The sequence below is a fragment of the Symplocastrum torsivum genome (genome assembly GCF_059505465.1).
Genome location: NZ_JCACKQ010000134.1, coordinates 132655 through 147556, shown reverse-complemented (window position 1 = coordinate 147556; position 14902 = coordinate 132655). Strand labels below are relative to the sequence as shown.

At 47.8% G+C, this 14902-nt stretch carries 9 protein-coding genes; 5 read left to right on the top strand and 4 right to left on the bottom strand.

Features of this window, described 5'->3' with window-relative positions; all coding sequences use genetic code 11:
• Window positions 1–128: 128 nt before the first annotated feature.
• The 4 genes from psbA to AC5JL3_RS35235 form a co-directional block, all read right to left on the bottom strand.
• A complete protein-coding gene (gene psbA, locus AC5JL3_RS35250; protein WP_496078881.1) occupies window positions 129–1211 on the bottom strand; it encodes a photosystem II q(b) protein in 1083 nt (360 codons plus the stop codon).
• A gap of 184 nt (window positions 1212–1395) precedes the next feature.
• Window positions 1396–1524, bottom strand: coding sequence for a hypothetical protein (locus AC5JL3_RS35245; RefSeq protein ID WP_496078880.1), 129 nt, complete (start codon window positions 1522–1524; stop codon window positions 1396–1398).
• Between the two features lie 62 nt (window positions 1525–1586).
• A complete protein-coding gene (locus tag AC5JL3_RS35240) occupies window positions 1587–3104 on the bottom strand; it encodes an MBOAT family O-acyltransferase (RefSeq protein ID WP_496078879.1) in 1518 nt (505 codons plus the stop codon).
• A 217-nt stretch (window positions 3105–3321) separates the two neighbouring features.
• Window positions 3322–6396, bottom strand: a complete 3075-nt coding sequence (locus AC5JL3_RS35235; RefSeq protein ID WP_496078878.1) for a DUF1574 family protein — start codon at window positions 6394–6396, stop codon at window positions 3322–3324.
• 341 nt (window positions 6397–6737) lie between these two features.
• Between AC5JL3_RS35235 and AC5JL3_RS35230 the strand changes: the two genes are divergently transcribed.
• From AC5JL3_RS35230 to crtB, 5 genes are all read left to right on the top strand, one after another.
• The gene (locus tag AC5JL3_RS35230; RefSeq protein WP_348259819.1) at window positions 6738–6971 is read left to right on the top strand and encodes a hypothetical protein; all 234 of its coding nucleotides are present in this window, start codon (window positions 6738–6740) and stop codon (window positions 6969–6971) included.
• 123 nt (window positions 6972–7094) lie between these two features.
• Complete coding sequence (gene ppc / locus AC5JL3_RS35225; protein WP_496078877.1) at window positions 7095–10217, top strand: phosphoenolpyruvate carboxylase; 3123 nt, start codon at window positions 7095–7097, stop codon at window positions 10215–10217.
• A gap of 193 nt (window positions 10218–10410) precedes the next feature.
• Window positions 10411–12810: a putative PEP-binding protein gene (locus AC5JL3_RS35220; protein WP_496078876.1), complete on the top strand. Its 2400-nt coding sequence runs from the start codon at window positions 10411–10413 to the stop codon at window positions 12808–12810.
• Between the two features lie 18 nt (window positions 12811–12828).
• Window positions 12829–13998, top strand: a complete 1170-nt coding sequence (locus AC5JL3_RS35215) for a DegT/DnrJ/EryC1/StrS family aminotransferase (protein ID WP_496078875.1) — start codon at window positions 12829–12831, stop codon at window positions 13996–13998.
• Between the two features lie 4 nt (window positions 13999–14002).
• Complete coding sequence (crtB, locus tag AC5JL3_RS35210; protein WP_496078874.1) at window positions 14003–14875, top strand: cyanoexosortase B; 873 nt, start codon at window positions 14003–14005, stop codon at window positions 14873–14875.
• Window positions 14876–14902 lie beyond the last annotated feature (27 nt).

Below are 14902 nucleotides of genomic sequence, written 5' to 3'. Positions count from 1 at the left end.
ATCCCGCTTAAACTATTGATGGCTAAGGGTTTCGGCTTTGTGCAGCAAGCCCTATGTAGAGTTTATTCATATTAATAAAAGCGCCCCCCTGAAGGAGAGCGCTTCTTTTTCAGCTAGATTCCTAAGAATTATCCATTGATAGCAGGAGCGGTTAGAGCAACCGGAGTTGCTTCACCCGATGCCAAATCTAGAGGGAAGTTGTGAGCATTACGCTCGTGCATGACTTCCATACCTAGGTTGGCGCGGTTGAGTACGTCTGCCCAAGTTCCAATCACACGACCTTGAGAGTCAATCACAGACTGGTTGAAGTTGAAACCGTTTAGGTTGAATGCCATCGTGCTGATGCCCAACGACGTGAACCAGATGCCGATGACTGGCCAAGCGGCGAGGAAGAAGTGCAGACTCCGGCTGTTGTTGAAGGAAGCGTATTGGAAGATGAGACGACCAAAGTAACCGTGTGCAGCGACGATGTTGTAGGTCTCTTCTTCTTGCCCGAACTTGTAACCGTAGTTTTGTGATTCGGTTTCGCTTGTTTCACGTACCAGTGATGAGGTCACCAGAGAACCGTGCATCGCGCTAAACAGAGCGCCACCGAAGACACCTGCAACACCTAACTGGTGGAAGGGGTGCATCAGGATGTTGTGCTCTGCCTGGAACACAAACATGAAGTTGAAGGTTCCAGAGATTCCCAAGGGCATTCCGTCAGAGAAAGAACCTTGTCCGATTGGGTAGATGAGGAATACTGCGGTAGCTGCTGCTACAGGTGCTGAGTAAGCTACGGCAATCCAAGGACGCATTCCTAAGCGGTACGATAATTCCCACTCACGTCCCATGTAGCAGAATACGCCGATGAGGAAGTGGAAAATCACTAGCTGGTAAGGTCCACCATTGTAGAGCCACTCGTCAAGAGATGCGGCTTCCCAAATTGGGTAGAAGTGTAAGCCAATAGCGTTGCTAGAAGGAACAACAGCACCAGAGATGATGTTATTTCCGTAGAGTAAGGAACCAGCAACAGGCTCACGGATGCCGTCAATGTCTACTGGGGGAGCGGCGATGAAGGCGATGATGAAGCAGGTGGTGGCAGCGAGTAGTGTTGGAATCATCAATACGCCGAACCAACCTATATACAGGCGGTTCTCAGTGCTTGTGATCCAGGCGCAGAAGCGCTCCCACAAATTGCCGCTACGCTCTCTTTGTAATGTGGTCGTCATAGTTTAAATGATTACTATCAATTTGATTTGAATCAAGGCAAGTAATTCTTACCCTTTCTTTGATATTATTTAGGGTTATTTATAAATTCAACAGTTTTTGTTTAATTACTTAACTATCTGTAATCAGATTTCCTTATATATTTAGTTGAATAGGTTTTCCCGAAGCACTTTGTGTGCTGTTGTTTCAGGATTCGCCTCGCTTTGCTAGCAGACTGGCTCTCTTGGTAAAGTCTTTCCAGAGGAGTAGAGATTCAGCAGTGCTAACTCGTCCTAAGCGATGTGAAGTTGCGATCGCAACAAGAATCATTGCCACTACTACGTGGACAGTTGTACCAAAGCTTTGGTAAGGCGATTAGGCGATCGCATTTGTGCCCGCTAAAAATCAAAATAGATATAAGGCAACCCACCCGTAGGAGCTAATACCCAGACTATATATAGACATAGCGGTACTAATAGCAGTTTTAATGGCCAATTGATCTGTAGCTTTAAGCCTCGTTGGATACCGTAAGCTACAGCCATTAGCACCATCAAGGCAGCGAGTAGTAGAGCAATCGGGAGGGGTCTGATACCAACCACCTCCACGTAAACTTTTTGAGCAAATTGAATATCCGCTGGGTGCCCCCAAAGACGCTGAATTACTAAGCCTGCTTGCTTGAGGCTGGGTAACCGGAAAAAAATCCAGGATGTAAAAACCATTGACTGGGTTAACAACCAGGCAACCAGTACACCTGACCAGCTTTGCCACCAATGTTTTGCCCATTCCTGACGTTCCGATACCGCTTGTGTCAAGCGGTGCGCCGCCAAGGCAAGACCATGCAATCCACCCCAAACGACAAAACCCCAAGCGGCACCATGCCAAATACCAGTAATGAGCATCACAATCAGCAGGTTCAAGCAGGTTCGACCCAAACCTTTACGGGAACCACCTAAAGGGAAGTAAAGATAGTTGCGTATCCAGTCCCCTAGAGTGATATGCCAGCGACGCCAGAAGTCGGCAATGCTCGTGCTGAAATAGGGAAAATCAAAGTTTTCTGGAAGGTTAAATCCCAGGAGAATTGCACTACCACGCGCAATATCTACATAGCCGCTGAAATCGAGATACAGTTGCAGACCGTAGGCAATGATTGCTAGCCATAAATCACCACTACCCGCTCGTTCTAAGTTACCAAAACATAAATCAACAAAAATACCTAATTGATCAGCGAGGAGTGCCTTTTTAATAGCACCACAGGCAATTAACCACAGTCCTTCTGTTAATTGATCAGAACTAGGAAAATGTAATGACTTTAGCCCAGTTGCAAAGGGATGGAAGCGAGTAATTGGGCCAGAAATCACTTTTGGAAAAAACAATTTGTAGGTAGCAAACTGCATTAAATTCTGTGTTGCTGGTGCCCCCCGATAGACATCAATTAAATAAGCAATACACTCAAAAATAAAAAATGAAAGTCCTAAAGGAGCAATTAAATGAGTACTGAGCCAGTCAGCACCCGCTTGGACAACTGGCAAATTTAGCGATACGGCAAGGTTAGTTAAGAAAAAAGGAAGATATTTAAAGCCTAGTAAGCCGATGACATTCAAAATAATCCCTAACCACAGAATCCTCAATCGTCGGCGATTCCACACTCCTTGAGCAAATAGCCATTCTTCATTGGAAAGACGCTGATTAGTCGCGTGAGAACCTGGTGCTGTATTCGAGCCAATTGCTTTTCCCAAGCCAAAGTTAATTAAAGTAATTATGAGTAGCAAAGGGATATACGCAATTTGCAGGGAGCCATAAAAGACTAGACTGGCAATGAGTAATACACGTAGGCGTAAAGATTGCTTTCGTACCGACCAGTAAATTCCCAGGACAACCAAGAGAAATAGAGCATAGGGAATTGAAATAAATGTCATTGTTCTGGGAATAGGTGTTAGGTGGTAGATGGTAGGTGGTAGGGCAGAGGAAATTTTCCTCTTTCGTTGTGGGCGGAGTTCATGGTCATCTATCTAAAAAATTCCTAAAATTCTTATCGCTGTGAAGTGCCCGTTTATAGTTCATCGCTATGAACCATGAACTATGAACAAACAATGAGAGAGAGCATGTATTTCACCTAAGTGAGAAACGCCATACCTAGTCCTTAGTTGGCTTAACTGCCCAAGGAATTAATGGGTCTTGAGCTAGTTGCTTGGCAACTTGGTATGCGCCATAGCGATTGAGGTGGCTAGGATCAGAAAAGTAATCATGCTTAGTTGGTAATAACTCAGTCAAGTCTCGGAAAATCAGTCCCCTTTGCAAGGCTGAGGTACGCATGTACTTCTGAAATTGTTCCTCGTAGGCTGTACGTGTGGGGTCTAAGTAATCCTTAGTAAGGGGTAAGTTGACAAAAACAACACCAATCTCATGAGCTTTGGAAAATTGCAAGAGTGCTTCAAGAGCCGCGTCTTGCTCACCAGCTAGTTGGAATGATTGATAATCGCTGTCATAATCCCCAGCTACTCTGGCATGGTTCTGGTAGTAGGTAGCGGGATTGAAGCGAACAGAAAGAGGAAGGAAGCCATCAAAGTCAATGGACTCGGTGTTGGATACTTCTTTTTGGGTAGCAGACAAGGTTTGGTCTGAAGAAACATTGGTACGTTTCACAAGGGAGACATACTGCTCTCGCAAGACCGATTTTAGTTCGTCTCGCTGAGGATAGGTTGAGGAAAGTTTTCCTAGAGACTGATTGAGCCAATCATTGATTGACTGATAACTTGCTTTCCAAGACGCTATCGGGTTTGCGGCTTCAGCATTAATTCCCTCAGAACTACGATTTGTGCGATCGCTACCGACTTGCACTAAAGTAGGGAAGGTTCCAGCCTTGAGATGCTGGTAGCCCTCAGAAGTCGCGATCGCTTTATAGGTAGCATCTTCCCGACCACTATTAAACGCCCGTGCCCCATCTGCCCAGATAATCAATTTAGGTAGTTGCTCTGGCGCTAACACCTCACGGATTAGGAAGTCTACAACCTGAGCAGTGGCGCCGTTGATACCAAAGTTAAACACCTCAATATCAGGGTAGCCCTGAGCCGCTAAAGCGTCTTGGAGGGCAACTGGATCGATTCCTCGCAAGGCTCTGGAACTTCCGACAATTAAAACATCAGGGGGCCCACTCTGGAGAAGGCGCTGTTGGTAGATTACCATCTTCTCATCTAACAGTGGGTTGTTGAACGAGGGATTCGGCGATCGCGCCGCCGCTAAACTTGCTGCTGTTGCGGCACTCGCTTTCTCCGGTGTCTCGGTTCGTTCGTTAATAATGACACTCGTCTCGCCTGTTCGCGTAAACCCAGACGCATTGAAGTCGCCTGTACCTGGCTTACCACCTTTCTGCAAAGATATTCGAGGCAAAGGTACAGCTGTGGGTGACCCGTCCGTTATTGTCACACTTGGAGATGCTTTTGGTGAGCGTAGTAGCTGACCAACTAGCCAATCCGTTTGGATTGTGAGCAACAATCCCAACGTTCCCCAAACCATTGCCACTTTAAACCCTAGAGATGCTGAAAAACTGCTAGGGGTTGAACGTTGGGGAACGGCTGCTAGGTCTTGGTTCTCGACGGCGGGGACAAATAGCTGCGAGTAGCACAAGCCACGGCGAAGTGTACGGACTGTTGCCTGAAGTGTCTGCCTTAAACCATCTTTGAGGTCTTCTTTGGTTAAGTCTGGGCGCAGAGCGGATTCCTCTGTCGGAGCCACCAGCTCACTCACATAAGCATCCGATGCGGCAAACTCTGGAGTTGCTTCTGGTACTAACCGCCGACGATGGACAAAATCATCCCCATAATTCCAAGCCGGGGCAGTTGAACCAGCGCGACGACCATAAACCCGTACTCCAACAATCTCTGGGATGGCTAACTGGCGCAGAAATTTGGCAATGGGTGGTCCAACCTGAGCTTGTGGCGGACAGATTGGTGCCTCGCTCATGATGTGCAACAGGTCTTGTTTACGGCGAATTTTGAGATGAATTCCACCCGTTGCTAAGCGCCGATCCAGGTCAGGATTGAGTAAGCGATGGAGCAAAAAGGTAATTGCTTCTTGGCTGCCTTTTTGTGCTAGTGAATACGCCGATTCTGCTAAATGGGGTTTGAAGGCTGCTGGTAAGTTGAGCCACTCAATCCAATTGGGTGCCTCTGGCTCTGGAGCGAGTAATCGCTGCTGGAAAGCCTTATCATGACACGTCTCTACGCCATAAACCATAGCCGATTGGATGCCTTGGGGGGCAATTCGCTCCAGTACAGGGACGATCGCTTTCATTGCCCGTTGTTTGTCTGGAGCAACAGCGCCCTTAGGCTTTAAGAGGCTGCAAAACAAATGAACTGTAGCGTCTTTGAGAACGGCTCGAACTTCCATCCCTACGCTTGAGAGCCTCTGGTTCAAGGTTCGAGCGATCGCTTGGACATCGCCCCAGTGTGCCCACTCCTTGAGCATTTCTTCTGGGGGGGTCAAATCCACCCGCAACATCCATTCTGGTGTCGCTTCCCCACTCACTTGAGAGCAAATCGCCGCATCACGGAAGCCTTTGAGCTGTAAGTGCCGCAACTGTTCAACAACAGGTTCCGCAATCAACGACGCATCTGGGCTGTAGTTGGAATTACAAACGACCCAAAGACGGCGGTTAGGAGATAAACTAGCGGCTTTTTCCTCCTCTTCCGGTTGAGCAGATGCATCGGGAAGGTTTTGGATCAGCACCTTAACGCTGACTCCCAATGGGCTGAGGGTTTCGCTCAGATAACGAGCGATCGCTTCTGGAGAGCCAGAACGAGCAAGAATTTCATTAGAAACGAGTAATGCAGCATCCGTCGCCGTATCACTTCCTGCTGTTGTAGATACTCTCGCCGCTTTACTAACCTGTTGAGGCGACTTAATCCGGATTTGCTTAATCCAGTCTGGACGCTGCTGTCCAATCGTGCGCCCATACAGGATGATTTGGTAAATCGGGTTTCCTGGAGTAACTGGAAGAGAATCACCCTCCTCCTGCCTTTTGAGTGCCTTGATGAAGCTACTTACAACCGTTTTGGCTTCTAAACCTTGGCGGCTCTCACATAAAATATGCAGGTCATTCCCTCGCAATCGGACTCTTAAGCACACCCCTGGCTGCCCGATGGCATGGTATGCCCACCGAGCTAGAGAGGACGGACGATCGTTTTGGGCCAGCTGATCGACATCCAACATCACAAATCTGTCACCTGGACTGATAACGGACGATTGACTCTTCCCCGTAGTTTTAGTTGGGGGATAGCGTTGACTATAAACGGTTGACCGTTGACTGGAAAACAGTCAATAGTCAAGTATGAACAGTCAACAGCGGGTATCGGTTCCTCCCCTACGAGTCCATTAAGCAAGTAAGCACAATAAAACATAACTTGTTGTTTACATCGGCTTACTTCATCAAAATACATCTAAATAGTTTGACATAACACTCACTCTAAACTCTAAAACTGTGTTGCATACTTTTCCGGTAGCGTTAGGATATTTGTACTAGCTGAATACAGTTACTGACTCACTGGCTTAAAATGTCTCCTAACAAAAACACACCCCAAACGGCTGCTGGCAACCCAGCGACATCAGGAATTCCTACAGAATTTTTATTAAGTCTTGCGGCGGCTCCAGTGCTACTGGGTATCGTCTCGATTCAGGCAGTTGGCTCTTGGCTGCAAGCGGCAGGAGTGGCTAGTGAGGAAGTATTTCGAGGCGATCGCTTACCTGTACTCCATTTCCCCGATACAGGATGCCAAGAGGAGGGGTAAGGCACAAAGTTTAAGCAGGAACCATAACTCAAATCAAAACTTCAGTTGGTTAACTGCGAAACGACTCTGCGGAACACTATCCCCCTACAATGGATTATCTTTGTCTTGCTGTGAACAGACATTATGAGTTCGCTCCTCCATCCGTCTGACCAAGAATTCGCCGTTCCTTCAACCTCCGAACTATTTCTACGCCATCGCCTCAAAGTTGTAGAAGACTTGTGGGAGTCTGTTCTTTGCTCCGAATGTGGGCAGGAACTTGTCGATCTACTCAAACAACTGCGTGATTTGTGTTCTCCGGAGGGACAAGCAACGGACTTACCGGAATCGTCCGTTCCCAAGGTCATCGAAAAACTTGACCTGAATGCGGCAATCCGTGCTTCACGCGCCTTTGCCCTTTACTTTCAGCTCATCAACATTGTTGAGCAGCATTACGAACAGCGCGATCAACAGCTTGCACGACGCGCGACTTATAACGCTTCCACGATGACAAAGTCTTCGGCGAAGCAAGCCAGTAATGCGGAAGACAGAAAGTCAGCAATGGTTTCTGTAAACTCTGTTGAGTCAGAGGCTCAAAGTGTTGATCCCGTTGCCGATCTACTAGAGAAAAGCTGGCAGGAAAACGGAGCGTCCAACAAAGAAGTTGGGACGTTTCACTGGTTATTTCCCTACCTACAACAACTGAATATGCCACCCCAGCAAATTCAGCGGCTGATTGACAATCTCGATATTCGCTTAGTTTTCACGGCACATCCGACGGAAATCGTTCGGCACACGATTCGAGCAAAACAGCGGCGCATTGCGAAGATTCTGCAACAGTTAGACCAAGCAGAAGAAGCCTTGAGAGCCTTGGGGTTAACGTCTTCCTGGGAGGTAGAGAACTATACCGAACAACTAATGGAAGAAATTCGCCTCTGGTGGCGTACTGATGAATTGCATCAATTTAAGCCAACTGTACTCGATGAGGTCGATTACACACTCCACTACTTCCAAGAAGTCCTTTTCGAGGCAATTCCCGAACTGTATCAACGTCTCGGACAAGCTTTAAAAGCCTCATATCCTTGGCTAAAGCCTCCCAGTAATAACTTCTGTAAATTTGGCTCTTGGGTTGGGTCAGATCGAGATGGCAATCCTTCAGTGACTCCTCAAGTCACTTGGGCAACTGCCTGTTACCAACGCGATTTGGTGCTAGAAAAATATATCAATTCAGTCGGACGTTTAACGACTTTACTCAGCCTGTCGTTGCACTGGAGTGATGTCTTACCGGAGCTATTGGACTCTCTGGAACAGGAGCGCTCCCAAATGCCAGAGGTTTATGAGCAGCTAGCAATTCGCTACCGTCAAGAGCCATATCGACTGAAACTTGCCTACGTGCAGAAACGGCTGGAAAATACACGCGATCGCAATCAGCACCTGCGTCATGGCAAGCCCTTAGAAGAAGACCTCGCCGCCCTGACAAGCCCCTACATTTACCGCTCTGGAAGCGAATTCTTGGCAGAGTTGCGGCTGATTGAGCGGAACCTATCAGAAACAGGATTGAGCTGCCGGGATTTGGAGAATCTAATTTGTCAGGTAGAGATTTATGGCTTTAACCTGGCGCATCTGGATATTCGTCAGGAAAGCTCTCGCCACTCAGATGCCCTGAACGAGATTTCTGAGTACCTGCAAATTTTACCCAAGTCCTACAACGAACTCTCAGAAAATCAGCGATCGCTTTGGCTAACCACTGAGTTACAAACTCGACGCCCATTAATCCCTGCTGAGTTGCCCTTTTCCGAGAAAACGTGCGAAACGGTTGAAACATTCCGGATGCTGCGCCAACTGCAACAGGAGTTTGGTCGCCCTGTCTGTCAAACCTACATCATCAGCATGTGTCACGATGGTAGTGACATTTTGGAAGTACTCTTGCTAGCTAAGGAAGCAGGTCTGTATGACCCAGCAACGGGCGCAAGTACTATTCAGGTAGTGCCACTGTTTGAAACAGTAGACGACTTGAAACGTGCCCCCGGCGTGATGAGTTCGTTGTTCGATCTGCCACTCTATCGCGCTTGTCTTGCAGGTGGTTATGAGAATTTGTCAGAGACTAACGCTCAGTCATCAGGAGAAACAAAAAAACAACTAGCACCTGATGATGGACTACTGACAAAAGACCTACAAGAGGTGATGCTGGGCTACTCCGACAGCAATAAAGATTCTGGCTTCCTGAGTAGCAACTGGGAAATCCACAAAGCGCAAAAAGCACTCCAGAAAATTGCTGAGGACTACAGCCTTGCTTTACGCATCTTCCATGGTCGGGGTGGCTCAGTTGGTCGGGGTGGTGGCCCAGCCTACGAAGCTATTTTGGCGCAACCTGGACGCAGTATTAATGGGCGAATCAAGATTACCGAACAGGGGGAAGTCTTAGCCTCGAAGTACTCTCTCCCAGAACTGGCGCTTTATCACTTGGAAACCGTCACGACAGCAGTCATTCAAGCGAGCTTGTTACGAACTGGCTTTGATGATATTGAGCCTTGGAACGAAATTATGGAGGAGTTGGCAACACGAGCGCGTACCCACTACCGGGCGCTCATTTACGATCAGCCTGACTTAGTTGAGTTCTTCCACCAAGTTACGCCTATCCAAGAAATTAGCCAACTCCAGATTAGTTCTCGCCCAGCCCGTCGCGGTGGCAAGAAAGATTTAGCCAGTCTGCGGGCGATTCCCTGGGTCTTTAGCTGGACTCAAAGCCGTTTCCTCCTACCGTCCTGGTATGGTGTCGGAACAGCACTCCAAGGATTTTTGGATGAGGAGACGGAGGAAAATCTCAAGCTGCTGCGTTACTTCTACTTCAAGTGGCCGTTCTTCAAAATGGCAATTTCTAAGGTAGAGATGACGTTGGCGAAAGTAGACATCCAAATTGCTCATCACTATGTGCGTGAATTGTCAAGACAGGAAGACAAAGAACGCTTTGAGCAACTGTTTGAACAGATTGCCAATGAATTCAACCTAACGTGCGACATAGTTCTCTCGATCACCGGACACAAGCGCCTTCTAGATGGTGACCCAGAATTACAGCGTTCAGTGCAGCTCCGTAACGGTACGATTGTTCCGCTTGGGTTCTTGCAGGTTTCACTGCTGAAACGTCTGCGTCAACACAGCAACCAACCGACATCGGCAATTGTTCACTCCCGCTATAGTAAAGGCGAGTTACTTCGTGGCGCACTGTTGACCATCAACGGAATTGCGGCTGGGATGAGGAACACAGGTTGAGTTGTAGTTGGTTGTTAGTGGAAAGTTGGCTGAAATCTTCAGAACTTCAGTAGACCTGTCTTGAAAATAAGGCAGAGGACAGAGGAAAGAAGGAATAAAGGATTTTTATCCCTATCGGTCTAGTCCAGCAATTGTTTAAGCAACCGAATCCTCTTAAACTCTTCCACTAACAACCAACAACCAACACCTAACATTGGACAACCTCTACTGGCTTGATCAGATTCAACGCTCCGAACGCCCATTAGTGGGCAATCAAGCATTTAACTTGAGCCAGCTTTTACAGCGTGGCTACCCAGTTGTGCCGGGTTTTGTCGTGCCAGCGATCGCCTTTTGGGAATGTATGGAAACGCTGGGCAAGTCGGAACCCCTTTTAGCTGACTTGCCCCATTCTTCTTTTTATGTGGATGTAGACAATCCACGTCAATTACAACTAGTCGCCCAACAACTTCGGCAAGAGCTTACAGCCGCGAGTTTACCAGCCATGTGGGAATCGGCATTCCTCGCCGCTGCCGAGGCAATGTCAGCCCCAACGCTGATTTTGCATCCCTCCCTATCAATAAGATCACTCAATCAGACCTTCGATATTGGGCATTCGAGAGCTAACGGGCAAGAGTATCCTGACGTACCACCGGGAATTTGGGAATCCTACATCTGCCCAAATCAAGCGGATGCACTTCAAAAGGGTTTAAAACAAGTTTGGGCAGAACTGTTTCGGGCGAGAAGTCTGTTCTACTGGCAGCGGAACGGCATTGGACTACAGCAGCTTTCAGTTGCCGTCTTAGTGCAACCCCTTTGGGACGCGATCGCTTCTGGTACACTACTCGCTAGCCCAGTTGAGTGGACGATTCAAGCAACTTGGGGACTAGGAATTGCGATCGCCAAAGGAGAAGTACTTCCCGATCAGTACCAGTTAACACTGGCATCTGGCACTGTCCAAACTCGAACGCAACGCTTAGGCAGTAAAACTCGTGCCTATCATCTGTACAATCTCGAAGACTCCGAAGCACCTATAGCAAGCGGTGTACAACCCTATCTCCTGAGTGAAGAGCAACAAAAACAGTACGCCCTAGACGAAAAATCCCTCAACCAGCTAATTGATCTGTCCCAGCGCCTCGCTACTGAAATCTCTCCGGCTTTTTCACTAGAGTGGGCACTGTGTCAAATCCCAGGAAGCCCGGAACCGCAGCTACAAATCATGCAGTTGACCCCTCAACTCTCACCTGTAGGATCTTTGCTTTCCCCCTCTAGCCAACCTTCCTCTCCAAGCCCCACTCCACAGCTTGTTAGAGGTCTACCCGCTGCTGCCGGACGAGTGATTGCAACGGCGCAAGTGATCCCAAGTAATAGCCAAAACCTCACAGGCATCATTCCCGGACGGATTTTAATTGTCCAAAGCATCACTCCCAGTTGGCTACCTTTACTCAAGCAAGCGGCGGCTGTTGTGACTGAACAGGGGGGGATGACCAGTCATGCGGCAATAATTGCCAGAGAACTCGGTATCCCAGCCGTTGTTGGCGCTATCGGTGTTACCCAATTGTTTGAAACTGGCGAGTCTCTACTGGTGGATGGTGACCAGGGAGAAATTCATCGTGTCAAAGACCCTAACCGCGAAGTTGAGCGCTCTCGACCAGTGATGTCTTACTCTCCCCTCCCGCCAATTGCTACCCAACTATTAGTCAACCTCAGCCAAGTCAACTCCCTGGAAAAAATCATTGATTTGCCAGTAGATGGAGTCGGTTTATTGCGTTCAGAACTAATTATGCTGGACGCTCTAGAAAATCTACACCCTAATGAATGGCTCCGACAGGGAAACAAGAGTGAGTTAGTCACACGCTTTGCCGAAATCATTATTCAGTTTGCTGCTGCCTTTGCACCACGTCCTGTGTTGTATCGCTCTATAGATTGGCGTGAAGCGGAGTTAGCACCTCGCGCCTCACATGAAGTTCCCTTCCTCTCCGGAGTCACTCCTCCTTCAGAACCGGAAGTTAATCCGATTGTTGGTCTACGTGGTACGCTGCGCTATTTGATTGACCCAACCTTGTTTGATTTAGAGCTTGCTGCTTTAAAGCAGGTTCAGGCTTATGGCTACAGCAATGTCCAGCTCATGTTGCCGTTTATTCGTGCGGTTGAGGAGTTCACTTTTTGCCGTCGCCGTGTTGAACAGGCAGGGCTAACGGAAAACCCCCACTTCCAACTGTGGATTATGGCGGAAGTACCCTCTGTTTTGTTTTTGTTACCGGATTATGTCAGAGCGGGTGTTCAGGGGATTTCAATCGGTACAAATGACTTAACACAACTGTTGCTTGCTGTTGACCGCGACCAAGAACGGTTAGGCTCTACGCTAGATGGGCGGCATCCGGCAGTGCAGCGAGCGCTTCAGCAACTGATCCAAATGGCGAGACAGGCGGGTATTCCCTGCTCGATCTGCGGTCAAGCACCCGCTCAATATCCTGAACTCATTGATGCTTTGGTGGAATGGGGTATTACATCCATTTCTGTCGATGTGAATGATGTAGAGCGCATCTACAACGCGATCGCTCGTGCCGAACAACGCCTACTCTTAGAAGCTGCCCGCAAAAAAATCAATAATTAGAATAAAACCTCAGCCTATATGAGCCACCCAGTCTCGGTAAACATTCCCTTCGTTGATCTCACCCTCCAGCACCAGCCGATTCAAGCCCAGTTGGAGCAGGCAATCCAGACTGTAATCCAACGCGGCGATTTTGTCTTGGGTCAAGCCTTAGCGGACTTTGAGGCAGCATTTGCCCAAGCATCGGGTGTTGAATATGGTGTTGGCGTAGCGTCGGGAACAGATGCGATCGCGCTGGGATTACAAGCCTGTGGCATTGGTGCAGGTGACGAAGTGATTTTGCCAGCGAATACGTTTATTGCCACACTGATCGGTGTTCGTGATACAGGAGCAACACCCGTTTTGGTGGATTGTGACCCGGACACCGCTCTGATTGACTTGAGTGCTGTTCCCAAGGCAATTACCAGCAGAACCAAGGCAATTATTCCTGTCCATCTCTACGGTCAGATGGTGTCACCAACTCAGCTATTGGAGCTAGCCAATACTTACAATTTACTAATTTTTGAAGATGCCGCTCAAGCTCACCTCGCTCAACGAGAAGGCTATCATGCTGGTTCTGTAGGAATTGCGGCTGCATTTAGCTTTTATCCAAGTAAAAATTTGGGTGCTTTTGGGGATGGCGGGATGCTGATCACAAAGGATGCGGGTTTGGCTACAAAAGTGCGATCGCTTCGTAACTATGGCTCACCGCGTAAGTACTTCCACCCTGACGAGGGCAAAAACAGCCGTTTAGACACTCTCCAAGCTGCTGTCCTCAATGTTAAGCTGCCTCATTTAGCTGGCTGGAATCAGTCTCGTAATTTAATTGCTCAACAGTATGATGCTCTCCTAGCACCACTAAAAACTCAAGGAATTTTTCCCTTACAGAATCACAGCAGTACAGGTCACATTTATCATATCTATGTGATTCGCATCAGTGCAGAGTGTCCTGTTACTCGACAAGTTATTCAAGAGGAACTAGCAGAGCAAGGAATTCAAACAGGCATTCATTATCCGATTGGGTGTCATCTCCAACCCGCCTACGAAGATTTAAGCTATAAAGTTGGTGACTTCCCTCATACGGAACTGCTCTGCCAAGAGATTTTGTCTTTACCGATGTATCCTGGCTTGAGTGAAGTTCAAATCAATCAAGTCGTTGACTCTCTTAAAAATCTGCTGAAGACTCGTTCTATTGCTTTAATTTCAGGGTAGTACCATGCTATATCGTCCCAAGATTCCAATCGCGATCGAGCGTTACCTCCTCGATGGTGCGATCATCGCTTTATTAGTAGCCATTTATGCACCCTTACTCATTCACTGGTACGATGGCTGGCTCAACAAAACCATCAGCCTTGAACATGAATACTTCAGTCATGGTTTAATCGGATTGCCGTTTGCCGCCTATATTGTCTGGACACATCGACAGCAATGGCATCAGCTACCGAATACAACGCATCCGCTTGGTTTTGTCTGCTTAATTATTGGAGGATTCTTCTATCTCAGCGGTCAATCCGAATTGGTAAACTTATCGTTCCCTGCTGTATTAGCAGGCATCAGTCTTTGGCTTAAAGGTGTTCCTGGTTTTAAGCTTCAGAGTTTTCCCCTCTTATTAGTATTCTTGGCAACTCCAACAGCCGTTCCTTACCTAATCGCGCCCTTTACTCTGCCTCTACAAGAATTTATTGCCGGAACCGCTGGATTTATTTTGATTCAGTGTGGCATTGATGTCAGCGTCAACCAGATTTACTTATCGGTAGGTGGACGCTTAGTCGAAGTTGCACCCTATTGTGCCGGATTGAAAATGTTATTCACCGTTCTTTATGTCGGCATGATGCTACTCTACAGCCGAGGAACTTGGGTTTCCCGCAAGGCAACAACTGTGTTCTTACTAGGGGCAGTGATAATTAGTGTCAGTGGTAATATCATCCGCAATACAGTCTTGACGTTCTTTCATGGTACTGGACAAGATAGCGCCTTCAAGTGGCTCCATGACGGCTGGGGTGGTGATGTTTATTCAGCTTGCCTGCTAATTCTACTGGTGCCACTCCTAAATGTGATCGAAAGATACTCTCATTTAGAGTTCAAATAAGTAGGTCGGCCGTTGGTGTTGCGTCAG